This window comes from Microbacterium sp. 2RAF4, assembly GCF_052115285.1.
Taxonomy (GTDB): domain Bacteria; phylum Actinomycetota; class Actinomycetes; order Actinomycetales; family Microbacteriaceae; genus Microbacterium; species Microbacterium oxydans.
In genome coordinates this window covers 321,574-348,045 of the sequence record NZ_JBFRGI010000001.1, presented here as the reverse complement: position 1 = coordinate 348,045, position 26,472 = coordinate 321,574, and the positions used below count along the sequence as shown (strand labels likewise).

Genomic DNA, 26,472 nt, shown 5'->3' with positions numbered 1-26,472 from the left:
CTCCAGTCTATTCCGTCGCGTGCCCGGAATCGCGCGATGCCGCGGCAAGGCGCGCCCCTTCCGCAGCCTTCTCGGCCTCCCGTGCGCGCTTGCGGAGATTCTTGTCGCTGATCTCGCGGTCGCCGACGGCTCCAGGGGTCCAGGCCTCGACGTCTTCGTCGCCGTAGCTGCTCTTGGAAGCACGTCTCTTCACGGAGGGGGCGACCGCACCCGGCGCGAGCCTGCGCGCGGTGAGCAGAAAACCTGTGTGCGCGACCATGCGATGATCAGGCCGCACGGCGAGGCCCTCCACGTGCCAGCCGCGAACCATCGTCTCGGAGGCATCGGGTTCGGTGAAGAGGCCCGTGGCGCGGATGTACTCCGCCACGCGGGAGAGCTGAGTGGCTGTCGCCACGTAGCAGAGCACGACGCCACCGGGGGTCAGCGCATCGGCGACGGCGTCCATGCACTCCCACGGAGCGAGCATGTCGAGGACCACGCGATCGACGGAGGCGGGCGCGACTTCGCGGGGAAGGGCTTCCACGAGATCGCCGACCACGACACGCCAGGTGTCAGGGCGCTCCCCGAAGAACGTCTCGACGTTGCCGCGTGCGACATCGGCGAAGTCCTCGCGGCGTTCGAAGGAGATCAGCGTTCCCGCCGGCCCCACAGCGCGCAGGAGCGAGAGGGAGAGAGCGCCGGAACCGACGCCTGCCTCGACCACGACCGAGCCGGGGAAGATGTCGGCCTGCATCACGATCTGAGCCGCGTCCTTCGGGTACACGATCGCCGCTCCGCGTGGCATCGACATCGCGAAATCGCGCAGCAACGGACGCAGCGCCAGATAGTCGTGCCCCGAGCTGTTCGCCACGACGGAGCCGTCGGGAAGCCCGATGAGGTCGCGGTGGCGCAGCACACCCTGATGCGTGTGTAGCTCGCCGTCCTCGCGGAGCGTCACGGTGTGCAGACGCCCCTTGGGCCCGGTGAGCTGCACACGATCGCCGGCGCGGAAGGGGCCACTCGGCCGGTTCGGGCTGGCTTCGGTCATCGGGCGGCTCCTGTCGCGGTGGCGCGGCTGTCGTAGAGGTCGGTGAGGTCGATCGCGCCCCGGCCGTCCAGCGTGTCCCAAAGCTCGTGAGCGCCGAGGTGGTCGAGGGGCACGATGTGCGGGACGGCGAGGGTGAGCGCGCCCGAGGCGAGGCCTGCCCGCACCCCGGTCGGCGAGTCCTCGATGACGATCACCTCGGCGATGTCGACGTCCAGAAGAGCGGCTGCTTGCAGGTAGGGCTCCGGATGGGGCTTGGGGTTGTCCACGTCGTCGCCCGCGACCACGATGTCGAACGCGTCGAACTCGATCAGGTCGACCACGTTGAGCGCCATGCGACGCAACGACATCGTCACCAGTCCTGTGGGGATCCCCGCGTCGCGGAGGTCGCGGAGCAGTTCGCGCGCACCGGGGCGGAACGGGACGCCCTGGGTGCGCAGCGACTCCTGCACGACGTCGGTCAGATGCGAGACGATGGCCTCGGCTTCCATGGCGACTCCGGCGTTCTGCAGGATGACCGCGCTGTCGATCAGGCCGCTTCCCACGAGCTGCAGTGCATCCTCATGGGTCCAGGAGCCTCCGAACGACTGGACGAGCGCCGTCTCGGCCGCCATCCAATACGGTTCGGTGTCGACGAGTGTTCCGTCCATGTCCCACAGGACCGCGCTGGGCTTTCTGCTCACTGAACCCATGCTAGCCGTGGTGCCGCCCGCATCCCGCCTCCGCGGACTAGCCTGGAAGGATCACGACCGCCATCTCGAAGGGAGCCTCGATGGATGTTCTCGGTCCGCGCATCGTCATCGCCGCCTTCGACGGCTGGAACGATGCGGGTGAAGCAGCGAGCGGCGCCATCGAGGCACTGCGGAAATCCTCAGAGTACGACCTCGTGCATTCCGTCGACCCCGAGCTGTACTTCGACTACCAGTACACGCGCCCATCGACACGCATGGACGCCGAGGGGCGACGCCAGCTGACCTGGCCGGAGGCAGGACTGTGGCGTCCGCGCGATCCCGGTCCCGGTCCCGAGATCTGGCTGCTCACCGGCGCCGAGCCCGCGCGCACGTGGCAGGCGTTCGCCTCCGAGTTCATCGACGTCGCGCTGCGCGACGACATCACCGGGCTGGTGACACTCGGTGCGATGCTCTCCGATGTGCCGCACACCCGGCCGATATCGATCTTCGCCTCCAGCCAGAACGAGCAGGTGCGCGAGGCGCACGCCCTGGAACGATCGATGTACGAGGGGCCGGTGGGAATCCTCACGGTGTTCGAGCACTTCGCCGAGAACGCGGGAATCCCCACCGCGAGCCTGTGGGCGAGTGTGCCGCACTACGTCGCATCGGCGACTCCCTCGCCGAAGGTGACCCTCGCGCTGCTGGACCGGCTCGAGGAGCTCACCGGCGTGGATGTCGACCGTCAGGCGCTGCGGACGGAGGCTGCCGCGTGGGAGGCGTCCATCGATGCCGCCGCTTCCGAGGATGAGGACATGGCGGAGTACATCCGCCAGCTCGAGCGCACGCGCGACACGTGGGACTCCCCCGAAGCCTCGGGAGACGCGATCGCCCAGGCCTTCGAGCGCTATCTCCGTCGACGGGACGACGGTCCGGGAGACCGCAAGCGCTGAGTCGCGCTCAGGCGGCGATCACGCCGGTGCCGAGCAGCACGAGCAGCACGGTGCCCAGCAGGATGCGGTAGATCACGAACGGCAGGAAGCTCCGCTTCGAGATCCAGTTCATGAAGAACGCGATCACGCCGAGCGCCACGACGAACGCGATGCCGGTCGCAGCAAGGGTATCGCCGAAGGAGAAGAACGAGGGCTCGTCCCAGCTTTTGAACACCTGGTAGAAGCCGCTGCCGAACACCGCCGGGATCGCCAGCAGGAACGCATAACGCGCAGCCGCGGCGCGCTCGTAGCCCAGGAACAGGCCCATGGTGATGGTTCCGCCCGAACGGGAGACGCCGGGAATCAGGGCCAGTGCCTGCGCGAACCCGAACGCGATGCCGTGCGGGTAGGTCAGGTCGTCGAGCTTGCGGCGCTTCGCCCCCACGTAATCGGCCACACCGAGCAGGATTCCGAAGACGATCAGCATGACCGCGACGATCCACATCGAGCGCAGCACGGTCTCGATCTGGTCCTGGAAGAGCAGGCCGAGCACCACGATCGGGATGCTGCCGATGATGATCAACCAGCCCATCCTCGCGTCCGGATCGTTGCGAGGCGCCTTCCCCACGAGGGAGCGGAACCACTGGGTCACGATGCGTACGATGTCGCGCCAGAAGAACACGACGACCGCGGCCTCGGTGCCGATCTGGGTGATCGCGGTGAATGCCGCGCCCGGGTCCTCACCCGAGGGGAGGAACGTCCCGAGGATGCGCAGGTGTGCGCTGGAGGAGATCGGGAGGAACTCGGTGAGTCCCTGGACGACGCCGAGGATCAGTGCTTCGAGCAGGTGCATGGAGGGCTTTCAGGTCGGAGGAGGCACGGAGCGCGCGGCGCTCAGTACGTGCGCAGCAGATCGGTCAGCACCCGCTGGCCGAAGACAAGCGATTCTACGGGTACTCGCTCATCGACTCCGTGGAACATGCCTGTGAAGTCGAGGTCGGCCGGGAGCCTGAGGGGTGCGAAGCCGTAGCCCGTGATCCCGAGGTACGCCAACGCCTTGTTGTCGGTGCCGGCACCGAGCAGATAGGGGATCACCGGGACCCCGGGGTCATGACGGCCGATGCTGGCGACCATCGCCTCCACGAGATCCCCTTCGAAGGGCGTCTCCATTCCGATGTCCCGGACGACCGTCTCGATCACGATCTCCTCGCCGACGATCTGCTGGAGCTCGGCCAGCACCTCGTCCTCGGTCCCGGGGATGACGCGCACGTCGATGAGCGCCTCCGCCCGTTCCGGGATCACGTTGTGCTTGTAGCCCGCCGTCAGCGCCGTCGGGTTCGTCGTCGTGCGGAACGAGGAGCGCAGGAAGGCCTCGGCGGGCCCTGCGGCTGCGGCGAGGGCGTCAGGGTCGTCGGCGCTGCGGCCGGACAGCGTGCTCAGTCCCTCGAGCAGCGCTCTGGTGGTCGGAGTCAGGCGGATCGGCCACCGGGTGCGTCCGATCGCGGCGACGGCCTCAGCGAGCTTCGTGACCGCGTTGTCGTCGTGCAGGCGGCTGCCGTGGCCCGCTCGTCCCTTCGCCACCAGGCGGATCCAGATCAGGGCCTTCTCCCCCACCTGCAGCAGATAGGCGCGGCGGTCGTCGACTGTGATCGAGTAGCCGCCGACCTCGCTGATCGCGGCCGTGGCACCCTCGAACCAGTCAGGGCGATTCTGCACGACGAGCGCCGACCCTTCGACCCCGCCGTTCTCCTCGTCGGCGAAGAACGCGAGAACGAGGTCGCGCTCCGGCTTCTCCCCCGCACGCAGGATCTCGGCGACCGAGGTGAGGATCATCGCGTTCATGTTCTTCATGTCCACGGCTCCACGGCCCCAGAGCATCCCGTCCTGCACCAGTCCGGCGAACGGGTCGACGCTCCAGCCCTCGGCCATGGCGGGGACGACGTCGAGGTGCCCGTGCACGACGAGTGCGGGCTTGTCCCTGTCGCGTCCCGCCACGCGTGCCATGACGTTCGTGCGGCGCGGGATCGGCTCGTAGTACTCGACCTCGAGTCCGAGTCCCTCCAGGTAGGCCCCGACATACTCCGCGGCTTCCCGCTCGCCCTTCGCGTTGCCGCCGCCGAAGTTGGAGGTGTCGAAGCGGATCAGGTCGCTCGCGATGCGGACGACCTCCGGGAGGGACGGTTCAGTCATGGGTCCAGGCTATCGAAACGTCGCGCCACGCCCGGGCGTGCGCCTCGGTTCGAGAGGCCGCGGAGGACATGGTAATGTCATTCTTCGGTCGGCAACGATCATCCAAAACCTGCGCGGGTGGCGGAATGGTAGACGCGCTACGTTGAGGTCGTAGTGCCCGTAAGGGCGTGGGGGTTCAAGTCCCCCTCCGCGCACAGGAAGAAGAAGGCCCCGGATCCCAGGATCCGGGGCCTTCTTCGCGTTCCGCGATCGGGTTCGTCTTCCGCTATCCGGCGGGCACGCAGCCCACCCGCCGGATGGCGGATCGGTCAGGCTGCGCCGACGCCGAACAGCACGCCGAGCGCGTAGGTGATCGCCGCAGCCCCGAATCCGATGGCGAGCTGGCGGAGCGCTCGACGAAGAGGCGGGCCCCCGGACAGCACCCCCACCATCGCGCCGGTGCTCAGGAGGGCGATGCCGACGAGCACGAGGGCGACGACGATCGCGGTAGTGCCCTGAAGCCCGAAGATCCAGGGCAGCACGGGGATGATCGCACCGGAGGCGAACAGCAGGAAGCTGGAGATGGCCGCCGTCCAGTCGCTGCCGACGATCTCGTGGTCATCGCCTCGCTGGACGTTCACGGGACCGGTCGCAGCCTGACGCACGCCGGCCTGCGCCGCCTTCACGATGCGGCGTGCACGCGCGAGGGATTCCTCCTGCGCCATGCCGCGGGCACGATAGACGAGAGCGAGCTCGTTCTCGTCGATGTCGAGATCTCCCGCTGATGCGTGTGCGTCCTCATTGGCCTCCGTCGCCGCGAGCAGTTCGCGCTGGGAACGCACCGAGACGAACTCGCCTGCTCCCATCGACAGCGCGCCAGCCAGGAGACCGGCGATCCCGCTGAAGAGCACGAAGCCGGAACTCACCCCCGTGGCGCCGATCCCGAGCACCAGTGCAAGGTTGCTCACCAGACCGTCGTTGGCGCCGAACACAGCCGCGCGGAACGAACCGGACAACCGTCTGCGACCGCGCGCAGCGAGCCCGCGCACGACCTCGTAGTGCACCTTCTCGTCAGCCCTCATGGCCGGAGTGGCGTACTGCTCCGAATCGTAGGGCGACCGTGCCTCGGCGCTCTGTGCCAGGGCGAGCACGAAGATCGATCCGAAACGACCGGCCATCCATCCGAGGAGGCGCGAGCGGACCCCGGCGCGGGGCAGACGCCTCGGTTCCTCGCCGAGGAGATCGAGCCAATGCTGCTCATGGCGACGTTCCGCCTCGGCGAGGCTCAGCAGGATGTCGCGCTCCTCGCCCTCTCTGCGTGCGGCGAGCTTCTGATAGACGGCGCCCTCGGCGCGCTCCTCGACGAGGTAGCGCGCCCAGCGCCGACGATCGGCGGGAGTCGGGGTGGCGGCAGCGGGGGCTGTCATGGATCCTCCAGAGATGGCGGTCGCCCAGTACGTGGGCAACCGTTCAACGCTATCCGCGGACGCTCAGCGCGACCTCACCCAGACGCGGATTGACAGCATTTCGGGGATCCGAAGCGCTGTCCCTGCGCGGGCATGGAACAGATCACGTCAGGAGCGTACGCGCTTTCGCAGAACCTCGATGCGCGATTGCAGCTGCGTCACGGTGGCCTGCGCGACCGCCGGTCCCCCGCAGATGCGGCGGAGCTCGGCATGCACCGCGCCGTGCGGCTCGCCCTTCTGACGCGCGTAGAGACCGACGAGGCTGTTCAGCAGCTGCCGCTGCTCCTTGAGGGTGCGGTGAAGGGGCGGCGGCAGCGTCGTCGACTCGTCGGGCGGTGTGGAGGCCTCTCGCGCCTCCCGCAGGCGGGACTGGCGGGACTGGCGCTGCATGAGGAGCTCATGGACGTGCTCGGGCTCGAGGAGACCGGGGAAGCCGATGAACTCCTCCTCCTCCGGGGTCCCCGGCTCAGCCAGCTGTCCGAACTCCTGGCCTTCGAACACCACCCGGTCGAAGTGGGCGACGGACGAGAGCGCCTGGTAGGTGAACTCCTGCGTCAGCGCGTCCGAGGTCTCCTCCTCACGGTTCGCACTCTCGAGCAGCGAATCCTCCAGGCCGTCGTCTTCCTTCGACTGGCGGTCGAGCGCATGGTCGCGCTGCTTGTCCATCTCGTTCGCAAGCCCCATGAGCACGGGGACCTGCGGAAGGAACACGCTCGCGGCCTCGCCACGACGTCGGGCTCGCACGAACCGGCCGATGGCCTGAGCGAAGAACAGCGGAGTCGAGGACGACGTCGCATAGACCCCCACGGCGAGACGCGGTACGTCGACGCCCTCCGACACCATGCGCACCGCCACCATCCACCGGGAATCGTTGGCGCTGAACTTCTCGATCCGCTCCGACGCCGTCGCATCGTCGGAGAGCACGACCGTGGCCTGCTGGCCCGTGATGCTGTGCAGGATCTTCGCGTAGGCGCGCGCCACCGTCTGGTCGGTCGCCAGCACGAGACCACCGGCGTCGGGGACGTGGTGGCGGATCTCCGTGAGCCGTCTGTCCGCGGCCGACAGGACGGCCGGCATCCACTCGCCCTCGGGGTCGAGCGCCGTGCGCCACGCCTGCGACGTCACGTCCTTGGTGTTGTCCTGGCCCAGGTGCGTCTCGAGCTCGTCGCCGGTGGTGGTGCGCCAGCGCATCTTGCCCGCGTACATGTGGAAGAGCACGGGCCGGACGACGCCGTCGGCCAGCGCCCGACCGTAGCCATAGTTGTAGTCGGTGCGCGAGATGCGGGCGCCGGACTCATCCGGGTGGTACTCCACGAACGGGATGGGTGCCGTGTCACTGCGGAACGGCGTGCCGGACAGCAGCAGGCGCCTCTTCGCGGGCCCGTACGCGTCTCGGATGGCGTCGCCCCAGCTCAGCGCATCGCCGCCGTGATGGACCTCATCGAGGATCACGAGGGTCTTGGCGTCCTCCGTCAGATGCCGGTGCACCGAGGACTTCGCGGCGACCTGCGCGTAGGTCACGACGGCACCGTGATAGTGCCGTGCCGGTGCCCAGTCGCTGTTGCGGAAGCGCGGGTCGAGGCGGATGTGCACGCGTGCCGCGGCGTCCGCCCACTGGGTCTTGAGATGCTCGGTCGGTGCGACCACGATGATGCGGTTGACCTCACCCATGCGCATGAGTTCGACGGCGAGGGTGAGTGCGAACGTGGTCTTGCCTGCGCCGGGTGTGGCGGCGACGAGGAAGTCGCGCTGATCCGCTGCGAAGTACTGTTCGAGGGCCTCCTGCTGCCAGGCACGCAGCTTGTTCGCGGTTCCCCATGGGGCACGCTGAGGAAAGGACGGAGAGAGCATCGAGTCCACGATAATCGCTGCCGGGGACACCGGATCACTCCCCGCGATTCCCGCGCGTGCCCTGCCCCGCACCGCGGCCTGCGGGTAGGCTCGGTCACTGCGTCGCGGTCACCGCCGCGTCGCTGATCGTTCGCGAAGGAGAGCTGGATGACCGATCAGGATTCGACTCGGACCCCCTACATCCCGAACGACACCGCGCACCCGTGGCGCCGATTCGTCGCGGTCGGCGACTCGTTCACGGAGGGCATCGGCGACCCCGATCCGGCGAATCCGGGGAGCCACCGCGGCTGGGCGGACCGCGTCGCCGAGGTGCTCGCCGCGCAGGTCGACGACTTCGCCTACGCGAACCTCGCCGTCCGCGGCAAGCTGATCGCCCAGATCGTCGCCGACCAGATCGAGCCGGCCGTCGCACTGCGCCCCGACCTGGTCTCCATCTGTGCGGGCGGCAACGATGTGATCCGTCCCGGCACCGACCCTGATGCGATCGCGAGCCAGCTCGAAGACGCCGTCGCCCGGCTGTCCTCCACCGGCGCCGCCGTGCTGCTGTTCACCGGCATCGACACCGCCTTCACTCCGGTCTTCCGCGCCTTCCGCGGAAAGGTCGCGATCTACAACGAGAACATCCGCACCATCGCCGAGCGATATGACTGCATCGTGGCCGATCAGTGGGCGCTCAAGGTCGTGCAGGACATGCGCTTCTTCGACGATGACCGACTGCACTACAACGCGCTCGGCCACCACGAGGTGGCCCGCATGGCCTTGCGCGCCCTGAACGTGCCGAACGATCTCGAAGCCATGCAACCCGAGCCGTTCCCGCTGCGCACCTGGCGAGAGGCGCGCTCGGAAGACCTGGGCTGGGCCAGGGAGCACCTGGTTCCGTGGGTGCTCAGAAGGCTCCGTCACCAGTCATCCGGCGATAACCTCGCCGCGAAGCGTCCGGAGCCCTCCCCTGTCGTCCTTCCCGGGAGGGACTGAGCGTCAGGCCTTCATCGCCCAGAGGGCGACCGCTGCCGCTGATGCCACGTTGAGGGAATCGACCCCACCGGACATCGGGATCGTTACCACGGTGTCCGCCCCGTCCATGGCTTCGCGCGATAGTCCGTCGCCTTCCGACCCCATGACCAGGGCGACACGTGGCGGGCGTTCGGCGGCATACGCGTCGAGCGTCACCGCGTCGTCGCGCAGCGCCAGCGCGGCGATGTCGAAGCCGTCGGCGTGGAGATCCGCGATCGCGGACTCCCAGTCCGGGATGCGGGTCCACGGCACCTGGAAGACGGTGCCCATGCTGACACGGACGCTGCGACGGTACAGCGGATCGGCTCCGCCAGGAGACACCAGCACCGCGTCGGCACCGAGACCTGCTGCGGCACGGAAGGCCGCTCCGACGTTCGTGTGATCCCCGATGTTCTCCAGGATCAGGACGAGGGAAGCGCCGTCGATCACCTCCCGGACGGAGGGCAGCTCTGGTCGGTGCATGGACGCGATGGTTCCGCGGTGTACCGCGAAGCCCGTCACCGCCTCCGCCACCTCGTCCGGGACGACGTACACGGGCACGTCGAGGTCGCCGACGATGGCCCGGATGTCGTCCACCCGGCGCTCCTGCACCAGGAGGGAGCGGGGACGGTGGCCGGAGGCGACCGCGCGCGCGATCACCTTCGTCGATTCCGCGATGTAGAGCCCCCCAGACGGCTCCGACAGGGCTCGTAGTGCGGTATCGGTGAGGCCGCGGTAGTCGTCGAGACGTCGGTCGGCGGCGTCGGTCACAGGCAGGAGATCCACGATGTCCACTCTGCCACCGTCCGGACACGGCGCTGCACCGTTCGCTGAGGCGTTCGCTCCTGCGTCGGCGGCTCTCGTGGAGGCCCTGGGCGGTCACGGCACCGTAGACTCGCTCGAGGAGGTCTTGTGAGCGTGTCCAATCCCGCCGAGCTGTCGGCCACCATCGCCCACGCCGCCGAGTTGCTGCGCGAGAAGCGCATCGCACTCCTCACCGGCGCCGGCATCTCCACCGACTCCGGTATCCCCGCTTATCGTGGCGAAGGCGCCAGGACGCGCAGCGATCCGATGACGATCCAGACCTATCTGGGTGACGAGGCTGCGCGCCGGCGCTATTGGGTCGGCGGGCACCTGGGCTGGCGCGCCTTCGCGAGAGCCGAACCGAACGCGGGTCACATCGCCCTGGCGCAGCTCGAAGCCTCGGGGAATGTGTCCGGCGTGATCACCCAGAACGTCGACGGACTGCATCTGCGGGCCGGAAGCTCGCACGTCATCGAGGTCCACGGAACCATGCGTCGTGTGCTGTGTCTGCAGTGCGGTCAGGTCTTCGATCGCCGCGACATCGCCGTACAGATCGAGGAACTCAACCCCTGGATCACCGTGCCGGAGAACGTCGCTCTCGCCCCCGACGGCGACGTGCTCCCGGAGAGCACGGAAGGCTTCGTCATCCCCGTGTGCACCGTCTGCGAAGGCATGCTCAAGCCCGACGTCGTGTTCTTCGGCGAGTATGTGCCACAGGATCGCTTCCGCGCAGCGGAGTCGCTGTTGCGCTCGAGCTCGGCGCTGATCGTCGCGGGCTCCTCGCTGGTGGTGAACTCCGGTGTCCGCCTCGTCGAGCGCGCCCGACGGCGCAACATCCCCCTGATCATCGTCAACCGTGAGCCGACGCGCGCGGATGCCTGGGCGCATGTGACCATCGCCGCGGGCACCAGCGACGTGCTCCCCGCCCTCCAGGAACTCCTCTCGTGACCCACCTCACCCTCGTCCGCCACGGTCAGACCGACTGGAACCTCGCTCGACGTATCCAGGGCTCCACAGACATCCCCCTGAATGAGAAGGGACGCGAAGACGCACGATGGGCCGCGGAGAAGCTCGCGGCAGGAACCCATCACGCTGTCTACACGAGCCCGTTGCTGCGCGCGAAGGAGACCGCGGAGATCATCGCCGAGCGCCTGGGACTGGAAGTCGCCGGCGTCGTCCCCGACATCCGCGAACGCGAGTTCGGCGATGGCGAGGGCATGCTCGTCCCCGACTACATCGCGACGTATGGCGACTGGCATGCGGAGGTCCCGGGTGCGGAGTCGCTGCGCGAGGTGGGCGATCGCGCGATCGAGGCACTGAACACGATCGCCCGCGAAGCGCGGCGTCGGTCCTCCCCGCGCGCGGAGTCGGTCATCGTCGTCGCTCATGGTGGCGTGATCCGCGCCGTGATCGACCACGTCTCCGGCGGCACTCTCCCGCGCGACGGCGAGGTGCTGCAGAACGGCTCGGCGCACCGGTTCGTCGCGGCGCCGGGCTATCTCCGTCTGCTGGAGGAGTCGCCGGTCCTCTGATCAGCCGGCGCGGGAGACGACGGAACGCGCATGACGGAGCACCGGCTCGTCGATCATCCGCCCGTCGAACCGGAACACGCCGCGCTGCGTCTCGGCCGCAGCGAGCACGGCGCGCGCCCACGTGAGGAGCGCGTCGTCCGGACGGTACGCCGCACGGATCGTCGCCACCTGGTTCGGGTGGATGCAGGCCGTCGCGCGGAATCCCGAAGCGGCGGCGTCGATCGCCTCCTCCTCGAGTCCAGCGAGGTCGTCGAGGTCGATGTGCACGGCGTCGATGGCTGCTTTGCCGTGCGCGCCGGCTTCGAGGAGGACGCGTGCTCTGGCGTACCGGGCGATGTCCCGATACGCCCCGTCCGCGTTCCGCGAGGACGTGCCTCCAAGGGACGCAACAAGATCCTCGGCCCCCCACATCAACGCGGACACCTGCGGATGTGCGGCGATGTGGTCGGCTGCCTGGACTCCGCGGGCGGTCTCGCACAGGGCGATCAGCGAGTACCTCTCGTCGAACGCCGACAAGCTGTCCGCACGCTCGGTCTTCGCCACCATCACGGTGCGGAAGTCGGTCTGAGCCAGCGCCGCGAGGTCTGCGGCGAAGGCCTCGGTGTCGGGGGCGTTGACCCGCACGACCACTCGAGAGGGGTCGACATCGGCGGCGATCACGTTCCTGCGCGCGTCGTCCTTCGACTCCGGGAGCACCGCGTCCTCGAGATCGAGGATGATCGCATCAGCCCGCTCCGCGGCTTTTCGGAAGCGCTCCGGCCGATCGGCAGGGCAGAACAACAGCGCCGGACCGAGGTCGAACGTCATGCGGGGGATCCTTCCGGTCGGCAGTGGACGAGCACCGAGCGGACGGCCGTGGCGACGACGGTGCCGTCCTGGTTCCGGCCGGTGTGGGCGATCTTCACGATCCCCTGCCCCGGTCGGGAGGAGGAGAGCCGCTTCTCGACGACCGTGCTCTCGGTGTAGAGGGTGTCGCCCGCGAACAGCGGATGCGGAAACGCGACATCGCCGAAGCCGAGCTGTGCGACGAGGGTCCCCTGCGTCAGCTGCGCGACGGACGAACCCACCATCGTGGACAGCGTCCACATCGAGTTCATCAGTCGCGCGCGGAACGGCTCCTGACCGTCGGCGAAAGCCGCATCGAGGTGCAGTGCCTGCGTGTTCATGGTGAGGGTGGTGAACAGCACGTTGTCGGCTTCGGTCGCGGTTCGTCCTGGGCGGTGCAGGTAGCGGGCGTCGGTCTCGAACTCCTCGTAGTACAGGCCCCTCTGGACGACGTCGTGCGTGCTCATACCGTCACGCTACCCGGCGAGTCCGAGACCGCGGGCGATGACCAGCAGCTGCACTTCGGTCGTGCCCTCTCCGATCTCGAGGATCTTGGAGTCGCGGTAGTGCCGGGCCACGGGGAATTCGTTCATGAAGCCGTTGCCGCCGAAGATCTGCGTCGCGTCTCTCGCGTTGTCCATGGCCGCCTCGCCTGCCACCAGCTTCGCGATGGCCGCGGCTTCGGCGAACGGCTTGCCCGCGTCTCGGAGTCGTGCCGCGTGATGCCAGGCGAGTCGCGCCGTGTGCACCCGTGCGCGCATGCGGGCCAGAGTGAACTGCGCGTTCTGCCGCGTGCTCAGTGCAGCCCCGAAGATCGTGCGGCTCTTGGCGTATTCGACAGCGGCCTCCAGGCATCCCTCGGCGGCGCCGGTCGAGAGGGCCGCGATCGCGATGCGCCCTTCGTCGAGGATGCTGAGGAAGCTGCGGAAGCCGCTCCCCCGCGTGCCCAACAGGTTGGCGGCGGGAACCCGTGCGCCATCGAAGGTGAGGGGATGCGTGTCCGACGCGTTCCACCCGACCTTGTCGTAGGGTGCCTCGACCGTGAACCCCGGCGTCCCGTTCGGCACGATGATGGTGGAGATCTCCTTGCGCCCATCCGCGTTGCCGGTCACCGCCGTCACCGTGACGAACCGTGTGATGGGGGTCCCGGAGTTCGTGATGAACTGCTTCGAGCCGTCGATCACCCACTCGTCGCCGTCGAGGCGCGCCGTGGTCCTGGTCGCACCGGCATCGCTTCCGGCCTCCGGCTCCGTGAGGCCGAAGCCCGCCAGGGCTCGCCCGGCGAGCAGGTCGGGCAACAGCTCCTGGCGCTGCTCCTCCGAGCCGAAGCGGAACACCGGCATCGCGCCGAGGCTGACCCCCGCTTCGAGCGTGATCGCGATGGACTGGTCGACGCGCGCGAGCGCCTCGATCGCGATGCCGAGCGCCATGTAGTCGCCGCCCTGTCCGCCGTACTCCTCGGGGAACGGCAGACCGAACAACCCGAGATCGCCCATCTGGCGCACGACATCCATCGACAGCGTGTGCGTGCGATCGGCCTCGTAGGCCTGCGGTGCGACGACCGTGTCGGCGAACTCGCGCACCATGGCGCCGAGCTCGCGCTCCTCGTCGGTCAGGTCTTCCATGTTCAGCTCTCCTCCGTCGTCACACGGGCGACCGGCTGGTCACGCCGCACCTGATCGCCGACCGCGACCAGCAGATGCACCACACCATCGTGCGGTGCCAGTACCGGGTGCTCCATCTTCATCGCCTCGATCGAGACGAGCGCCTCTCCCGCGGACACCGTGTCACCGTCGGCCACATGCACCGCCACGACGCTGCCCGGCATGGGGGCACGCCCCTCCGGCTCAGTCGCCGCAGATCCCGCATCGCGTGCGGACAACCGGCGCTGCATCCGCTGTCGCCTGTCGAGGGGGCGCAGGCGTATCGTGCGACCTTCCTCCGCGACCCAGACCGCACCCTCGGCATCGACAGCGGCGAGCACACCCATTCTGGAGGTGGAAGGGGACGCTTCATCGAGCTCGACCTCGTCGCCGTCGTCCGTGAGCGCGACGAACGGGGCATGAGGCGCATCCTGGGCCCCCAGGCGCCACCCGGGCAGCTCACGCCACAGCGGGCTGGTGCCAACGGAAGCGGTGGGATCCGAAACGGCGTCCCTCGCCGCAGCCAGCTGCGCGGACGAAGGCTTCACCGTCTCGAGAGGAAGCAGGCTCTCGATGAGGCCGGTGTCGATATCGCCTTCGATGACCCGCGCGTCCTGGCACAGCATCCGCAGGAACGCGATGTTGGTCTCGACGCCCAGCACGACGGTGCTCGCGAGTGCCCGGTCCAGTCGTGACAGCGCCGTGGCGCGGTCGTCGCCGAAAGCGATCACCTTCGCGATCATCGGGTCGTAGAACCCGGTGACCTCGCTGCCGCTCTCGATGGCCGCATCCACGCGGACGCCCGGCGGCGGGTCGAAGAGGAGCACCGTCCCCGTAGACGGAAGGAACCCGCGCTCAGGGGCCTCCGCGTACACCCGAGCCTCGACCGCGTGGCCGTGCAGGCGAGGCGTGACATCCAGGGGAAGCCCCGCTGCCGCGCGGACCTGAAGCGCGACGAGGTCGAGTCCGGTGACCTCCTCGGTCACCGGGTGCTCCACCTGGAGCCGCGTGTTCATCTCGATGAAGAAGACCTCGTCCGGCGCATCGGCATCCACGAGGAACTCGACCGTGCCGGCCCCCACGTAGGAGACGCTCTCGGCGGCGAGCACCGCGGCGGGGAGCAGGCGCTCGCGCGTGTCGGCCGGGATCCCCGCTGACGGGGCCTCTTCGATGACCTTCTGGTGCCGTCGCTGCAATGTGCACTCGCGTTCGCCGAGGGCGATGACGGTGCCGTGCACGTCGCCGAAGACCTGCACCTCGATGTGCCGTGGTCGTCTGATCAGCCGCTCGAGGATGAGCGCGTCGTCGCCGAAGGCTGCGGACGCGACCCGGCGGGCGGAGGCGAGAGCACCGCGGAGCCCCGCCGCGTCGGCGACGACCTCCATGCCCTTTCCCCCTCCCCCTGCGCTGGGCTTGACCAGCAGCGGATATCCGACGATCTCGGCCTCTTCGGCGATCTCGGTGTCGGACAGTCCCTTGGCATCGAAGCCGGGGACGACGGGGACGCCGTACCGCAGCACGTGATCGCGGGCGCGGGCCTTGTCTCCCATGATCTGCAGCGCTTCGACGGAGGGCCCGATGAAGACGATCCCGCTCTCCTCGCAGGCTTCGGCGAGTCCGACGCTCTCCGAGAGGAACCCGTAGCCGGGGTGGATGGCCTGCGCACCGGCGGTGCGAGCCGCCGCGATGACGGCGTCGATGTCGAGGTACGACTCGGCAGCGGGCGCTGGGCCGATCCGCACGGCGAGATCGGCCTCGCGGACATGAGGACTAGTCGCATCGGCGTCACTGTAGACGGCGACGCTGCGGATGCCGAGCGAGCGCAGCGTGCGGATCACCCTGCGGGCGATCTCGCCGCGGTTGGCGACGAGGACGGTGTGGAACGGGACGCCGGACGACGTCGATGTCGGGTTCATGGACAAGGCACTCACATCCGGAAGACGCCGAAGCGCGGTTCGGGCAGCGGGCTGCGGGAGACGACGTCGAGGGCGAGGCCCAGGAGGTCGCGGGTCTGAGCGGGATCGACGATGCCGTCGTCCCAGAGTCGCGCGGTCGCGTAGTACGGCTCCCCCTGATGCTCGTACTGTTCCCGGACCGGGGCCTCGAAGGCGGCTCGCTCGTCCGCTGTCCAGGAGCCCCCGCGTGCGGAGAGCTGGTCCTCCTTTACGGTGGCGAGCACCGACGCGGCCTGCGCACCCCCCATCACGGAGATGCGGCTGGCGGGCCAGGTCCACAGGAACCGTGGCGAGTACGCGCGCCCGCACATCGAATAGTTCCCGGCTCCGAAGGATCCCCCGATGATGACGGTGAGCTTCGGTACACGGGTGCTGGCGACGGCCGTGACCATCTTGGCGCCGTCCTTGGCGATTCCGCCGGCCTCCGCGTCGGAGCCGACCATGAACCCGGTGATGTTCTGCAGGAAGAGCAGAGGGATCCCCCTCTGGTCGCAGAGCTCGATGAAATGCGCGCCTTTGAGGGCTGACTCGCTGAAGAGCACGCCGTTGTTCGCGACGATGCCGACGGGGTGACCGTGGAGGCGGGCGAAACCGGTGACCAGAGTCGTGCCGTACTCGGGCTTGAACTCGAGGAACGAGTCGCCGTCGACCAACCGAGAGATGACCTCGTGCACGTCGTACGCGGCATTGACGTCGACGGGGACGGCGTCGTAGAGGCTGGACAGCTCGGAGGGAGCGCGGCTGCCGATCACCTCCCAGGCCGGGGTGGCAGGAGGAGGGAGCGTGGCCACGATGTCGCGGAGGATCTCCAGGGCGTGCTCGTCGTCTTCCGCGAGATGGTCGACCACACCGCTGCGTCGTGCGTGCAGCTCTCCGCCGCCGAGTTCCTCCGCCGTCACGATCTCGCCGATGGCCGCCTTCACGAGCGGGGGGCCACCGAGGAAGATGGTTCCCTGTCCGCGCACGATGACGGTCTCGTCGCTCATCGCCGGGACGTAGGCGCCGCCGGCGGTGCACGAGCCGAGAACGGCGGCGAGTTGAGGGATGCCCTCTGCGGACATGCGAGCCTGATTGAAGAAGATCCGCCCGAAGTGCTCACGGTCGGGGAAGACCTCGTCCTGCTTGGGGAGGAACGCGCCCCCCGAGTCGACGAGGTAGAGGCAGGGCAGGCGGTTCTCGAAGGCGATCTCCTGCGCGCGCAGATGCTTCTTGACCGTGAGGGGGAAGTACGTGCCGCCCTTCACCGTCGCATCGTTGCAGACCACCATGACGTGCCGCCCGTGAACGAGACCGATACCGGCGATCACGCCCGCGCCGGGCGCCTCTCCCCCGTACAGGCCGTCGGCCGCGAGAGGCGCGACCTCGAGGAAGGGACTGCCCTCGTCGAGCACCCTGGCGACGCGATCGCGAGGAAGCAGCTTCCCTCGCGCCAGGTGACGCTCGCGAGAAGCATCCGGTCCTCCGCGCGCGGCGGTGGCGAGGCGGTCTCGCAGCTGGCGCGCGAGCGACTCCTGGGATGTCGGCATCGTGATGTCCTCCTCGACCCACGTCCGCCCTGGGCCGGACCCTGGCGCGGTGCATGCACTTTCGGTTAGTGTTCACTAACCCGTTGATTCAGGTTAGCGAGGATTAACTGAGATGACAAGCCCGGTCACCGCCCGAGACCGCGCCAAGGCCGAACGGTCCGATGCGATCCTGCACGCCGCAGCGCGACTGTTCGCCGCGCGCGGGTACAGCGGCGTGAGCCTGGAGGACATCGGCGCTGCCGTCGGCGTGTCGGGCCCGGCCGTCTATCGTCATTTCGCCGGTAAGCAGGCTCTGCTGGGAGCGGTCCTCGTCAAGGTCAGTCAGGACCTCATCCACGGCGGACGCCGTGTCGCCGACGAGGCTCCGACGCCCGACGAGCGGATGCGTGCGCTGATCGAGTTCCATGTGGACTTCGCCCTGGGTAACGCCGAGGTGATCCAGGTGCAGGACCGCGATGTCGCGTTCCTGTCCGATGCCGACCGCGCCGAGGTGCGCCGCCTCCAACGCGCTTACATCGAACTGTGGATGGCGGCCCTCGCTCCGTTGCATCGAGGCGGCGCGGACGGCGCCGATCAGGACGAGCTGCGTCTGCGCGTGCAGGCCTGCTTCGGACTCATCAACTCCACGCCGCACAGCACGCGTGCAGCGGCCAGACGGCACTCCGCCACCGCGACCGTGTTGATCGCGATGGCGGATGCCGCAATGCGTGCGACTACGTGAGGAGCATCGCCCGCCCTGGCTCCTCGAGGATGTCGGCCACATCCTTCAGGAACCGGGCGCCCTCCGCACCGTCGACCATCCGGTGGTCGAAGGAGAGGCTGAGCGTCATCAGCTGCCGCAGCGCGATCTCGCCCCGATGCTCCCAGGGCTGACGACGTACCGCACCCACGGCCAGGATCCCGGACTGACCGGGGGGAAGGATCGGAGTACCGGCATCGACACCGAACACGCCGATGTTGGAGATCGAGAAGGTGCCGCCCGCGAGCTCCGCCGGCGAGGTCTTCCCGGAACGGGCGACCTCGGCGAGGGACTTCACGGCGTCCGCGAGTTCGGTGAGCGTCAGCCGCTCCGCGTCTCTGATCATCGGGACGATGAGTCCACGCTCCGTCGCTGCCGCGATCCCGAGATCGACGTAGTTGTGCTGAACGATCTCGCCGGCGGCTTCATCCCAGCGCGAGTTGAGACCAGGAGTCCGCCCGAGAGCGAGGCAGACGGCCTTCGCCACCACGGCGAGAGGTCCGATCCGATGCGCGCTCAGCGACCGATCCTCGCGGAGGCTCGACAGCAGATCCATGGTCGCGGTCACGTCGACGGTGTGGAAGACGGTGACATGCGGTGCCGTGAAGGCGCTCTGGACCATCGCCGCTGCCGTGTGCTTGCGCACTCCGCGGATGGGGATCCGGGTCTCGCGCTCCTCGCCGCCGAGTGCTGCACGGCTTGCCGGAAGTGCTGCGGACGACGTGGAGTCCGCCGCGCTGACGGTGCGACCGTGAGCGCCGACGCGCTCCGCGTAGGCGTCGACATCGTTGCGGGTGATGAGGCGGTCGCCCACCTCTGCGGCGACCAGCACGAGATCGATGCCGAGCCTCTTCGCGTGGGCGCGCACCGGGGGCGTCGAGCGCGGGCGCTCGATCACGGCGTCGACGGCTGCTGACGGCGCAGCGTCGTGTGGGGCCGCCTCGAGAACGGCCGTGTCGATGGGAGCCGGAGTGGACGCGCCGATCCTCCGCGCCCGCCGCGCTGGTCGCCCTGAAGCCGTGGGCGCAGCGCCGTATCCCACCAGGTTCGGCTCGGCCTTCTCCCCCGGCTCAGAGGAGGGCGACGGCGCGGCAGGCTCCTCCCCCAGGACATCGAAGGCGATCAGAGGAGCACCGACGGCGACGGTCTGTCCTGCTTCCGCGTGCAGCGTCGAGACGGTGCCCTCGTAGGGGGACGGCAGCTCGACGACCGCTTTCGCGGTCTCGACCTCTGCGAGCGTCTGGTTGAGGGTGACGCTGTCGCCGGGAGCGACGAGCCAGGTCACGACCTCGGCCTCTGTCAGTCCTTCTCCGAGGTCGGGAAGGCGGAACTCCGCGATCATGCCTCTGCTCCCGTCAGGCTGTTCGGCCGGTCCAACACCCGGTCGACGGCGTCGAGCAGCCGATCCAGGTCCGGAAGGTGGTACTTCTCCAGCTTCGCGGGCGGGTAAGGGATGTCGTGACCCGTGACCCGCAGCGGAGCCGACTCGAGATACTCGAAACAACGCTCCGTGATGCTCGCGATCACTTCTGCGGCCACTCCCGCTTCCCGTGACGCCTCGTGAGCGACCACGACGCGACCCGTCTTCCGCACCGAAGCAGCCACCGAGTCGTAGTCGACGGGCGAGAGGGAACGGAGATCGATGACCTCGAGCGACGTTCCCTCATCCGCCGCGGCGTCGGCAGCCTGCAGCGCGGTGGACACCATGGCGCCGTACGTGATCAGGGTCGCATCCGTCCCGGTCCGCACGACGCGCGCCAGACCCATCGGCGGCGCGTCGGCCAGCGGGGCTTCGAGGTCGACCTCGCCCTTGTGGTGGTACAGCCGCTTCGGCTCGAAGAAGATCACGGGGTCGTCGGAGGCGATGGCCTGTCGCAGGCTGCGATACGCGTCCTCCGGGTTCGAGACCGCGATCACGCGCAGTCCCGCCGTGTGCACGAAGTAGGCCTCCGGCGACTCCGAATGATGCTCGGCGGCGCCGATGCCGCCCGCCCACGGGATCCGGATGGTGATGGGCATCTTCACGCGGCCCTGCGTGCGGTAGTGCAACTTCGCGACCTGGGCGACAATCTGATCGAACGCGGGATACACGAAGCCGTCGAACTGGATCTCGACGACGGGGCGGTAGCCGCGGAATGCGAGGCCAACGGCCGTGCCGACGATTCCGGACTCGGCCAGCGGCGTGTCGATCACGCGTGCCGCGCCGAACTCGTCGAGGAGTCCGTCGGTGATGCGGAACACGCCTCCCAGTTTGCCGATGTCCTCCCCGAGCAGCACGACCTTGTCGTCATCGCGCATCGCCTGGCGGAGACCGGCTCCGAGAGCCTTTCCGAGGGTCAGTTCGGTCATGCTCACACCTCGCTCTCGAAGGTGGCGAGGTACGCGGCGTACTCATCGCGCTGCCGCTCGAGTCCGGTGTGCGGCTCCGCGTAGACGCCGTCGAACACCGCGAGTGCCGGACGTGTGACCATGCCGAGGCATGCTGCGCGCATCTCCTTGGCGACGAGATCGGCCGCAGCCTGGGTCTCGGCGATGTGCTCCTCGGTGAGGTTCCCGCCTGCGCGCAGGTGTGCTTCCAACCGCGCGATCGGATCGCGGCGGCGCCAGGAGTCGAGTTCCTCCTGGTCGCGGTAGCGGGTCGGATCGTCGGCCGTGGTGTGCGGACCCATGCGATACGTGACCGCTTCGATGTAGGCGGGGCCCTTGCCGGAACGTGCGTGGTCGAGAGCCCAGCGCATGGCCGCCATGCAGGCGAGCACGTCGTTGCCGTCCACTCGCACGCTGGGGATGCCGAAGCCAGGCGCCCTTCCCGCGATCGGATACTGCGACTGCACGGCGACCGGCTCGGAGATCGCCCAGTGGTTGTTCTGGCAGACGAAGACGACCGGCGCCTGGTACGACGCGGCGAAGATCATCGCCTCGTTCACGTCGCCCTGGCTGGTGGCTCCATCGCCGAAGTAGGTCACCGCGACCTCGTCCGCGCCGTCGTGCTGGATGCCGAGGGCGTAGCCGACCGCGTGCAGCGTCTGCGCTCCGATGATGATCTGCAGCGGAGCGACGCCGAGGTCGGCGGGGTCGTATGCCGCACCTTCCTCACCGCGCCACATGCGCACGTAGTCTCCGGGCTTCGCACCCCGCGCGTAGATGACTCCGGTCTCCCGGTAGCTGGGGAACACGAAGTCCTCGGGAGTGAGGGCACGTGCAGTGCCGATCTGCGTCGCTTCCTGTCCCTGGCATGGCGCCCAGAGTCCGAGCTGCCCCTGCCGCTGAAGCGCGACGCCCTCGGCATCGATGCGGCGGAGGATGACCATGTCCCGGAGCAGGGAACGCAGCTGCTCGGAGTCGACGTCGGCGACGAACGGGTCCAGCCGGGGGTTCGCGATGCGGCTTCCGTCGGGGTTCAGGATGCGCTCCGAGAGCTCCAGATCCTGTGCCGTGTCTGCGATGGGCGTGGCCTGCGGTGACATCGTCGTCCTCCTCGTCCTCGGCGGCCCTCGTGAGGCTCCGCGCACTGATGCCAGCGTCATCACCGGCATGGTCTGAGACTACGTCTGGTCAACACCTCGCTCAAGCATTCGAAGAGCGCTTGAGCATGTTGCTCAATTTCGCAGGAGCGCGTGCTGCTAGGGTTTGGCACTATGCCAGGACTGGACCGCATAGATCTCGAGCTTCTCGCCGCACTCGCCGACGACCCGCGCACGACGATCGTCGCGCTCGCGGAGAACCTCGGGCTCTCGCGCAACACGATCCAGGCACGGATGGCGCGGTTGGAGCAGAGCGGCATCTTCCTGTCCTACGAGCGGTCCTTCTCGCCCGACGTGCTCGGATTCCCCTTACAGGCTTTCGTGAGCATCGGGGTCCGTCAGACGGAACTCCCCCGCATCATCAACGAGCTGTCCCGTATCCCCGAGGTCGTGCAGGCGCACGGCCTCAGCGGATCGATCGATCTGCTCGCGCGGGTGGCCTGCCGTGATGCGCGGCACCTCTTCGACACGGACGCGCGCATCCTGTCCATCGAGGGCGTCGAACGGACCGAGACGTCGTTGGCGATGGGCGAGGTCATCCCGTTCCGTGTGGCCGGCCTCATCGGCCTCGCGCGACGGGAATCCTGAGGAAGCGGCGAACGGCTCCCGCAGCTTCGGCGGGGGTCTCGTAGTGGATCAGGTGGCCGACATGCGCGATCTCGACAAGGCTGGCGTCCGGGAACATCGTCGCCAGCTTCCGCTCCGCCTCGATGGGCGTGATGTCGTCCCGTTCGGCTACGACGAGCAGTGTGGGGACGTCGATCTCGGAGGCGAACTCGCGTACGTCATGCGAAACGCTGGTGACGAAGGCATCCCGGAGCACATCGCGATCCGAGAATCGGGAGAAATAGGTGTCGTGCTGGTCGTGGATGAACCGGCGGAGTTCCGGATCCCTCGTCTTGGCCATCGTGATGCTCATCACCCGGACGATGATCCGGTTGCGCAGCAGGGCCGTCCCGACCTTCTCGGGAAGCCTGGCGCCGAGAGCGTAGTAGAGGACCGCAAGTCGTGTCATCAGGCCCTTCGGCCCTTCGAGCGCCGGCGCACCGATGGGATTCAGCAGGATCAGGCGCGGGGTCCGCAGCCCGCGTGCCACGGCGGCTGACGCCACGATCGAACCGAAGGAGTGGCCGAGGATCACGGCGCCGGGGGCGACCTCGGCGACGAAGTCGGTGAGCCACCCCGCGTACTCGTCGAGATCATGCGTGCGTCCTGGAATCGGTACGGACTCGCCGAAACCGGGGAGATCCGGCGCGATCACCCGCACCTCGGGCAGGAACGCGAGCACCGGTTCGAGGCCGTGGTGCTCTCCCCGGAAACCGTGCACCGCGACGACGGTGGTGTCGGCGTCTTCGGGGCCGTACACCCAGTAGGCCGTGGTCCCCCCATGCACCACGACCTCGCGACGCTGCACGGGAAGGCGACGAAGACGGTCCGCATACGGGGAAGGCACGCTCATATTCCCGAGTCTACGAGTGGCATCGCCGGTTCTGCTGCATCCCGGAGACCTGCACGGCGGCGGCTCAGGCGTCGTGGGATACGCTCCTGATCGTGCGCTTTCGAGTGGGATCGACGCGCGTAGCACGAGGAGTAGCCCATGCAGTTCACGTCCACCGATCTGGCCCAGGTGGAGTCCACATGGCAGCAGTACGTTCCTTCGTCGTCGCTGCAGGATGCGGATCCGCGCAGCTTCCGTTTCGACTGGCGATCCGAGGAACTCGACACCGCGTCCCTGATCGACTATCGGCTCACCGCCAAAGTGCACTCTCGGGCAGAACCTCAGGAGCAGCTCCTCGTCTGTCGGGTCGACGCGCCCGATGCGCGTGTCTGGTCGGGGCGCGACTCCCTGGATGCACGCTCGGCCTGGATGTCCGACGGTACCGAGGTCGAAGCCAGATGGGACAGGACAGCGCGCGTGCGGGCGTTCGTGTTCGATCATCGTGCCGCCCAGGCGCGCGCCAGGCAGATCACGGGTGATGACCGACGGGAGCTGCGCACGACGGGGTTCGTGCCGCACTCCCCCGCGGACGCCCAGCGCTGGGAGCGGATGTTCGAGTACGTGGATCAGTCCTTGAGCGCGGGGCCGAGCGATCTTCTACTCCTCGCCGAACTCGAAAGGCATGCGCTGGCGATGACGCTTTCGGCGTTCCCGACCACATTCACCGACTCCCTCCGGCGTCCGGCGCAGCGAGCTGGAGCGCCCGCCTCGGTCCGTCGTGCGCTCGCCTACATCGACGCGAATGCGCACCTGGCGATCACGGTCGACGACATCGCCGCCGCGTCGTACATCTCCACACGAGGACTGCAATACGCCTTTCGACGGGCGTTGGACATGACGCCCGCCGACGCTCTGCGGCGGGCGCGTCTCGACGGGGCGCACCGGGATCTCCGCAATGGCGACGGCCGATCAGTCGCCGAGATCGCGCGCCGCTGGGGCTTCAGCAACTCGTCTCGCTTCGCGGCGGCGTATCGTGACGCCTACGGCGCAGCGCCCGTCCTCGCCGCCTGATCGTGACACTGAGCGAAAAGATTGTTCGCTCGGTGCAACGTCGGGACGCAGGCGCAGGGTCCGCGGCCATTTGTTGGCTAGAGTTCGAATTCCCGGACCACTTTCCGGTCCGTCGAGCACGCCATCGAGGAGAACAATGGCCCGTCCCCTGACCGTCGTGTCCCCCCGCCACTGCTGATGGGCAGCCTGTACTACGGCGACACTTCGACGCCCATCTTCATCGAGGATCGCGCATTGGCGCACCTCAAGGTGGTCATCGCCACCAAACTCCGCCGGAACGAGAGCTTCACCCTCTCCTGGCGCCACCCCGAGGGCGAGGCTCCGGGCCGTTCGACCCTCTGGCTGCACCCGTCCATTCCTCTGAGGTTCGTCTTCCAGGAGTTGGAGACTCCGGATCTGAGCCGTAAGTGGATCGAAGAGCTCGCGCACTCGGCGAGTTCGAGCGGCGGCATCACCCTGATCGAGGAGCACCTCGAGACCATCGCGCCGGATTGATCACCGCTTCACACTGACGGCGTCGGACCACTGCGGTGACCGACGCCGTCAGCGCGGCCACTCAGAAGGCGGTGTCGCTCATAGGGCCTCGTCGCCGCTGGAGCTCACAGAGCGCCGAGTGGTCGGCTCTCCGGTGGCGGGGTCGACGTATGTGCGAGACACCGTCTCCGTGCGCCGGCGACGCGCGAGCAGCACGATGCCGATGAGGAAGATGATGACTCCCGCTCCCATGAGGATGTAGCCGACCATGTCGAGGTCGACCCAGGGAACGTCGACGTTGATCGCGAAGACGAGGATCGCCCCGATCACGAAGAGCGCGATTCCGCTGCCGATGCTCATTGTTCCTCCTGTCTCTGCGGCGCGGTGCCGCACTCCGGAAGCATGGCGTGCGGTCGTCACGCCGAGGAGGGGCTTGACATGGGCACAAACGCTTCTCCTCCCCCTTCTCCTGCCCCCGGCGCTCCGTGCGTCAGGCGGCGTCGACGGTCGGCCGCTGCAGCCAGAGGTCCGGGCCGAAGACCTCGTAGGCGATCCGCTCCGCAGGTACCCCTCGGCCGATCAGGGTCGCCCTCACGGAGCGCATGAACTCGAGCGGGCCGCACATGAAGACGACCGCGTCGTCCGGGATCTCGACAGCCGAGAGGTCCATCCGCCCGGGGAGCGCGGGGTGGATGGTCGGGGCCGCATCCGCCCCGTCCGCGTACCAGTTCTGCGCCTTGGCATCCTTCATCGCGAGCACTTGGCGCCGCAGGGACGGATACAGCACATGAGCGTCGTGGTTCCGGTCGGCATGGAAGAGACGGATGGTGCGGTCCGGGGCACGACGGGACAGATCCTCGACGATCGCTGTGATCGGTGTGATGCCGATGCCGGCGGAGACGAGGACGAGAGGATGCTCGGTGTCATCGAGCACGACGTCACCTGCCGGCTGGGACACATCGAGCACGGTGCCGGGGTGGGCGTGCTCGTGGAGCCAGGTCGAGACCTGACCGTCGGGCACGCCGGCACCGCCGCGGACGCGCTTGACGGTCACGCGCATCGCATCGCCTCGCGGGCCGGAGGAGATCGTGTACTGGCGAGGCTGTCTGGACCCGTCCGGCAGGTCTACCGCGATGGCGACGTACTGACCCGTCCGATGGGATGCGAGGACACCGTCGACAGGCGCGAGGAGGAGTGAGATGACGTCGTCCGACTCGACGACGCGCTCCACCACCCGATGCTTGCGCCACGGATGGGCGGGATCGGTGCCGCCCATCGCGTACAGCTTCGCCTCTTCGGCGATGAGGGAGCACCCGAAGAGCCAGTAGACCTCGTCCCAGGCGGCCCTGACCTCTGCGGTCACCGCATCGCCGAGCACCGTCTGCACCGCGTCGAGGAGGTAGCGGCCGACGATCGTGTACTGGCGTGCCTGGACACCCAGAGAGACGTGCTTGTGGGCGATGCGACTCATGATCGGCGTGAAGTCGGGGGCGTCCGGATCGATCAGGTGCACGGCGAATGCGACGACCGAGGCGGCCAGAGCTTTCGGCTGTTCACCGATCGCCTGGTTCGCACGGTTGAACACCCGAAGCAGTTCAGGGTGCGCGGAGAACATCTCCCGGTAGAACAGCGTCGTGATCTCGTCCGCGTGCGCGGCGACGACTCCTGCCGTCGCACGTACGACCGCCTCGGACTCCGTTGAGAGCTTCATGACTTCCCTTCTCTTCAGCGCCATGGTCCTTCCACCATCACCGGTGCAGACCGGGTGCGCGCGCCCTTTCACCGGGTTATTTCCGGCCGAAACGCGCCCTCCTTCCTGCAGGCGTGCTTATCCTCGC

27 protein-coding genes and 1 tRNA gene are annotated in these 26,472 nt (G+C 68.3%); 10 read left to right on the top strand and 18 right to left on the bottom strand.

The window, feature by feature from the left end:
• Nucleotides 1-7: 7 nt before the first annotated feature.
• Nucleotides 8-1,027, bottom strand: a complete 1,020-nt coding sequence (locus AB4070_RS01720; protein WP_441978647.1) for a tRNA (adenine-N1)-methyltransferase — start codon at nt 1,025-1,027, stop codon at nt 8-10.
• Nucleotides 1,024-1,716, bottom strand: a complete 693-nt coding sequence (locus AB4070_RS01715; protein WP_441978646.1) for an HAD family hydrolase — start codon at nt 1,714-1,716, stop codon at nt 1,024-1,026. Before AB4070_RS01715 ends, AB4070_RS01720 begins: the two co-directional genes overlap by 4 nt.
• 80 nt (nt 1,717-1,796) lie before the next feature.
• Between AB4070_RS01715 and AB4070_RS01710 the strand changes: the two genes are divergently transcribed.
• Complete coding sequence (locus AB4070_RS01710; RefSeq protein ID WP_441978645.1) at nt 1,797-2,645, top strand: PAC2 family protein; 849 nt, start codon at nt 1,797-1,799, stop codon at nt 2,643-2,645.
• 7 nt (nt 2,646-2,652) lie between these two features.
• Here AB4070_RS01710 and AB4070_RS01705 read toward each other — a convergent pair whose 3' ends face one another.
• Both AB4070_RS01705 and AB4070_RS01700 read right to left on the bottom strand, forming a co-directional pair.
• A complete protein-coding gene (locus tag AB4070_RS01705) occupies nt 2,653-3,477 on the bottom strand; it encodes an undecaprenyl-diphosphate phosphatase (RefSeq protein WP_017830635.1) in 825 nt (274 codons plus the stop codon).
• Nucleotides 3,478-3,518: 41 nt separating this feature from the next.
• Complete coding sequence (locus tag AB4070_RS01700) at nt 3,519-4,814, bottom strand: M20/M25/M40 family metallo-hydrolase (protein WP_441978644.1); 1,296 nt, start codon at nt 4,812-4,814, stop codon at nt 3,519-3,521.
• A 111-nt stretch (nt 4,815-4,925) separates the two neighbouring features.
• Between AB4070_RS01700 and AB4070_RS01695 the strand changes: the two genes are divergently transcribed.
• Nucleotides 4,926-5,008, top strand: a tRNA-Leu gene (locus tag AB4070_RS01695).
• A 114-nt stretch (nt 5,009-5,122) separates the two neighbouring features.
• Here AB4070_RS01695 and AB4070_RS01690 read toward each other — a convergent pair.
• Both AB4070_RS01690 and AB4070_RS01685 read right to left on the bottom strand, forming a co-directional pair.
• Nucleotides 5,123-6,220 carry a VIT1/CCC1 transporter family protein gene (locus tag AB4070_RS01690; protein ID WP_441978643.1) on the bottom strand — a complete coding sequence of 366 codons (1,098 nt, stop codon included), beginning with the start codon at nt 6,218-6,220 and terminating at the stop codon, nt 5,123-5,125.
• Nucleotides 6,221-6,367: 147 nt separating this feature from the next.
• A complete protein-coding gene (locus AB4070_RS01685; protein ID WP_045265279.1) occupies nt 6,368-8,110 on the bottom strand; it encodes a DEAD/DEAH box helicase in 1,743 nt (580 codons plus the stop codon).
• Nucleotides 8,111-8,257: 147 nt separating this feature from the next.
• Here AB4070_RS01685 and AB4070_RS01680 point away from each other — a divergent pair, with 147 nt between their 5' ends.
• Nucleotides 8,258-9,085, top strand: coding sequence for an SGNH/GDSL hydrolase family protein (locus AB4070_RS01680; RefSeq protein WP_441978642.1), 828 nt, complete (start codon nt 8,258-8,260; stop codon nt 9,083-9,085).
• A gap of 3 nt (nt 9,086-9,088) precedes the next feature.
• On the opposite strand, the gene AB4070_RS01675 is transcribed toward AB4070_RS01680, so the two are convergent.
• Nucleotides 9,089-9,889 carry a TrmH family RNA methyltransferase gene (locus AB4070_RS01675; RefSeq protein ID WP_441978641.1) on the bottom strand — a complete coding sequence of 267 codons (801 nt, stop codon included), beginning with the start codon at nt 9,887-9,889 and terminating at the stop codon, nt 9,089-9,091.
• Nucleotide 9,890: 1 nt separating this feature from the next.
• On the opposite strand from AB4070_RS01675, the gene AB4070_RS01670 reads away from it, so the two are divergent.
• The 3 genes from AB4070_RS01670 to AB4070_RS01660 are packed head-to-tail and all read left to right on the top strand — an operon-like array spanning nt 9,891 to nt 11,439.
• On the top strand, nt 9,891-10,019 hold the full coding sequence (locus tag AB4070_RS01670) for a hypothetical protein (RefSeq protein ID WP_441978640.1): 129 nt from the start codon (nt 9,891-9,893) through the stop codon (nt 10,017-10,019).
• Entirely contained in the window at nt 10,016-10,855 is an 840-nt protein-coding gene (locus AB4070_RS01665; RefSeq protein ID WP_441978639.1) for a Sir2 family NAD-dependent protein deacetylase, read from the top strand. Before AB4070_RS01670 ends, AB4070_RS01665 begins: the two co-directional genes overlap by 4 nt.
• Nucleotides 10,852-11,439, top strand: coding sequence for a histidine phosphatase family protein (locus tag AB4070_RS01660; protein ID WP_441978638.1), 588 nt, complete (start codon nt 10,852-10,854; stop codon nt 11,437-11,439). Before AB4070_RS01665 ends, AB4070_RS01660 begins: the two co-directional genes overlap by 4 nt.
• Here AB4070_RS01660 and AB4070_RS01655 read toward each other — a convergent pair whose 3' ends face one another.
• The 5 genes from AB4070_RS01655 to AB4070_RS01635 are packed head-to-tail and all read right to left on the bottom strand — an operon-like array spanning nt 11,440 to nt 17,388.
• Nucleotides 11,440-12,246: an HpcH/HpaI aldolase/citrate lyase family protein gene (locus tag AB4070_RS01655; RefSeq protein WP_441978637.1), complete on the bottom strand. Its 807-nt coding sequence runs from the start codon at nt 12,244-12,246 to the stop codon at nt 11,440-11,442.
• A complete protein-coding gene (locus AB4070_RS01650; RefSeq protein WP_061015221.1) occupies nt 12,243-12,731 on the bottom strand; it encodes a MaoC family dehydratase in 489 nt (162 codons plus the stop codon). Before AB4070_RS01650 ends, AB4070_RS01655 begins: the two co-directional genes overlap by 4 nt.
• A gap of 9 nt (nt 12,732-12,740) precedes the next feature.
• The gene (locus tag AB4070_RS01645) at nt 12,741-13,889 is read right to left on the bottom strand and encodes an acyl-CoA dehydrogenase family protein (RefSeq protein ID WP_441978636.1); all 1,149 of its coding nucleotides are present in this window, start codon (nt 13,887-13,889) and stop codon (nt 12,741-12,743) included.
• Nucleotides 13,890-13,891: 2 nt separating this feature from the next.
• The gene (locus AB4070_RS01640; RefSeq protein ID WP_441978635.1) at nt 13,892-15,823 is read right to left on the bottom strand and encodes an acetyl/propionyl/methylcrotonyl-CoA carboxylase subunit alpha; all 1,932 of its coding nucleotides are present in this window, start codon (nt 15,821-15,823) and stop codon (nt 13,892-13,894) included.
• A gap of 11 nt (nt 15,824-15,834) precedes the next feature.
• Nucleotides 15,835-17,388 (bottom strand): carboxyl transferase domain-containing protein, encoded by a 1,554-nt coding sequence (locus AB4070_RS01635; RefSeq protein WP_441978634.1) that lies wholly within the window; start codon nt 17,386-17,388, stop codon nt 15,835-15,837.
• A 112-nt stretch (nt 17,389-17,500) separates the two neighbouring features.
• On the opposite strand from AB4070_RS01635, the gene AB4070_RS01630 reads away from it, so the two are divergent.
• Nucleotides 17,501-18,109, top strand: coding sequence for a TetR/AcrR family transcriptional regulator (locus AB4070_RS01630; RefSeq protein WP_441978633.1), 609 nt, complete (start codon nt 17,501-17,503; stop codon nt 18,107-18,109).
• Here the strand turns inward: AB4070_RS01630 and AB4070_RS01625 are convergent.
• The 3 genes from AB4070_RS01625 to pdhA are packed head-to-tail and all read right to left on the bottom strand — an operon-like array spanning nt 18,102 to nt 21,594.
• Nucleotides 18,102-19,469 carry a dihydrolipoamide acetyltransferase family protein gene (locus AB4070_RS01625; protein ID WP_441978632.1) on the bottom strand — a complete coding sequence of 456 codons (1,368 nt, stop codon included), beginning with the start codon at nt 19,467-19,469 and terminating at the stop codon, nt 18,102-18,104. The genes AB4070_RS01630 and AB4070_RS01625 overlap by 8 nt on opposite strands.
• Nucleotides 19,466-20,476 (bottom strand): alpha-ketoacid dehydrogenase subunit beta, encoded by a 1,011-nt coding sequence (locus AB4070_RS01620; RefSeq protein WP_045265268.1) that lies wholly within the window; start codon nt 20,474-20,476, stop codon nt 19,466-19,468. The genes AB4070_RS01625 and AB4070_RS01620 overlap by 4 nt, the downstream gene beginning before the upstream one ends.
• A gap of 2 nt (nt 20,477-20,478) precedes the next feature.
• Nucleotides 20,479-21,594 (bottom strand): pyruvate dehydrogenase (acetyl-transferring) E1 component subunit alpha, encoded by a 1,116-nt coding sequence (pdhA, locus tag AB4070_RS01615; RefSeq protein WP_441978631.1) that lies wholly within the window; start codon nt 21,592-21,594, stop codon nt 20,479-20,481.
• Between the two features lie 171 nt (nt 21,595-21,765).
• Here pdhA and AB4070_RS01610 point away from each other — a divergent pair, with 171 nt between their 5' ends.
• On the top strand, nt 21,766-22,239 hold the full coding sequence (locus tag AB4070_RS01610; protein WP_045265266.1) for an Lrp/AsnC family transcriptional regulator: 474 nt from the start codon (nt 21,766-21,768) through the stop codon (nt 22,237-22,239).
• On the opposite strand, the gene AB4070_RS01605 is transcribed toward AB4070_RS01610, so the two are convergent.
• Complete coding sequence (locus AB4070_RS01605) at nt 22,211-23,110, bottom strand: alpha/beta fold hydrolase (RefSeq protein ID WP_441978630.1); 900 nt, start codon at nt 23,108-23,110, stop codon at nt 22,211-22,213. The genes AB4070_RS01610 and AB4070_RS01605 overlap by 29 nt on opposite strands.
• Before the next feature lie 138 nt (nt 23,111-23,248).
• On the opposite strand from AB4070_RS01605, the gene AB4070_RS01600 reads away from it, so the two are divergent.
• The gene (locus AB4070_RS01600; protein ID WP_441978629.1) at nt 23,249-24,160 is read left to right on the top strand and encodes a helix-turn-helix transcriptional regulator; all 912 of its coding nucleotides are present in this window, start codon (nt 23,249-23,251) and stop codon (nt 24,158-24,160) included.
• A gap of 177 nt (nt 24,161-24,337) precedes the next feature.
• A complete protein-coding gene (locus tag AB4070_RS01595) occupies nt 24,338-24,655 on the top strand; it encodes a DUF7882 family protein (RefSeq protein WP_441978628.1) in 318 nt (105 codons plus the stop codon).
• 78 nt (nt 24,656-24,733) lie between these two features.
• Here AB4070_RS01595 and AB4070_RS01590 read toward each other — a convergent pair whose 3' ends face one another.
• Nucleotides 24,734-24,994 (bottom strand): DUF6458 family protein, encoded by a 261-nt coding sequence (locus AB4070_RS01590; protein ID WP_046747022.1) that lies wholly within the window; start codon nt 24,992-24,994, stop codon nt 24,734-24,736.
• 130 nt (nt 24,995-25,124) lie between these two features.
• Nucleotides 25,125-26,369: a globin domain-containing protein gene (locus AB4070_RS01585; protein WP_441978627.1), complete on the bottom strand. Its 1,245-nt coding sequence runs from the start codon at nt 26,367-26,369 to the stop codon at nt 25,125-25,127.
• Nucleotides 26,370-26,472: the final 103 nt, after the last annotated feature.

Coding starts and splice junctions, on each gene's coding strand:
- AB4070_RS01720 (WP_441978647.1), bottom strand. CDS start 1,027: ATGACCGAAGCCAGCCCGAACCGGCCGAGTGGCCCCTTCCGCGCCGGC.
- AB4070_RS01715 (WP_441978646.1), bottom strand. CDS start 1,716: ATGGGTTCAGTGAGCAGAAAGCCCAGCGCGGTCCTGTGGGACATGGAC.
- AB4070_RS01710 (WP_441978645.1), top strand. CDS start 1,797: ATGGATGTTCTCGGTCCGCGCATCGTCATCGCCGCCTTCGACGGCTGG.
- AB4070_RS01705 (WP_017830635.1), bottom strand. CDS start 3,477: ATGCACCTGCTCGAAGCACTGATCCTCGGCGTCGTCCAGGGACTCACC.
- AB4070_RS01700 (WP_441978644.1), bottom strand. CDS start 4,814: ATGACTGAACCGTCCCTCCCGGAGGTCGTCCGCATCGCGAGCGACCTG.
- AB4070_RS01690 (WP_441978643.1), bottom strand. CDS start 6,220: ATGACAGCCCCCGCTGCCGCCACCCCGACTCCCGCCGATCGTCGGCGC.
- AB4070_RS01685 (WP_045265279.1), bottom strand. CDS start 8,110: ATGCTCTCTCCGTCCTTTCCTCAGCGTGCCCCATGGGGAACCGCGAAC.
- AB4070_RS01680 (WP_441978642.1), top strand. CDS start 8,258: ATGACCGATCAGGATTCGACTCGGACCCCCTACATCCCGAACGACACC.
- AB4070_RS01670 (WP_441978640.1), top strand. CDS start 9,891: ATGTCCACTCTGCCACCGTCCGGACACGGCGCTGCACCGTTCGCTGAG.
- AB4070_RS01655 (WP_441978637.1), bottom strand. CDS start 12,246: ATGACGTTCGACCTCGGTCCGGCGCTGTTGTTCTGCCCTGCCGATCGG.
- AB4070_RS01650 (WP_061015221.1), bottom strand. CDS start 12,731: ATGAGCACGCACGACGTCGTCCAGAGGGGCCTGTACTACGAGGAGTTC.
- AB4070_RS01645 (WP_441978636.1), bottom strand. CDS start 13,889: ATGGAAGACCTGACCGACGAGGAGCGCGAGCTCGGCGCCATGGTGCGC.
- AB4070_RS01640 (WP_441978635.1), bottom strand. CDS start 15,823: ATGAACCCGACATCGACGTCGTCCGGCGTCCCGTTCCACACCGTCCTC.
- AB4070_RS01635 (WP_441978634.1), bottom strand. CDS start 17,388: ATGCCGACATCCCAGGAGTCGCTCGCGCGCCAGCTGCGAGACCGCCTC.
- AB4070_RS01630 (WP_441978633.1), top strand. CDS start 17,501: ATGACAAGCCCGGTCACCGCCCGAGACCGCGCCAAGGCCGAACGGTCC.
- AB4070_RS01625 (WP_441978632.1), bottom strand. CDS start 19,469: ATGATCGCGGAGTTCCGCCTTCCCGACCTCGGAGAAGGACTGACAGAG.
- AB4070_RS01620 (WP_045265268.1), bottom strand. CDS start 20,476: ATGACCGAACTGACCCTCGGAAAGGCTCTCGGAGCCGGTCTCCGCCAG.
- pdhA (WP_441978631.1), bottom strand. CDS start 21,594: ATGTCACCGCAGGCCACGCCCATCGCAGACACGGCACAGGATCTGGAG.
- AB4070_RS01610 (WP_045265266.1), top strand. CDS start 21,766: ATGCCAGGACTGGACCGCATAGATCTCGAGCTTCTCGCCGCACTCGCC.
- AB4070_RS01605 (WP_441978630.1), bottom strand. CDS start 23,110: ATGAGCGTGCCTTCCCCGTATGCGGACCGTCTTCGTCGCCTTCCCGTG.
- AB4070_RS01600 (WP_441978629.1), top strand. CDS start 23,249: ATGCAGTTCACGTCCACCGATCTGGCCCAGGTGGAGTCCACATGGCAG.
- AB4070_RS01595 (WP_441978628.1), top strand. CDS start 24,338: ATGGGCAGCCTGTACTACGGCGACACTTCGACGCCCATCTTCATCGAG.
- AB4070_RS01590 (WP_046747022.1), bottom strand. CDS start 24,994: ATGAGCATCGGCAGCGGAATCGCGCTCTTCGTGATCGGGGCGATCCTC.
- AB4070_RS01585 (WP_441978627.1), bottom strand. CDS start 26,369: ATGGCGCTGAAGAGAAGGGAAGTCATGAAGCTCTCAACGGAGTCCGAG.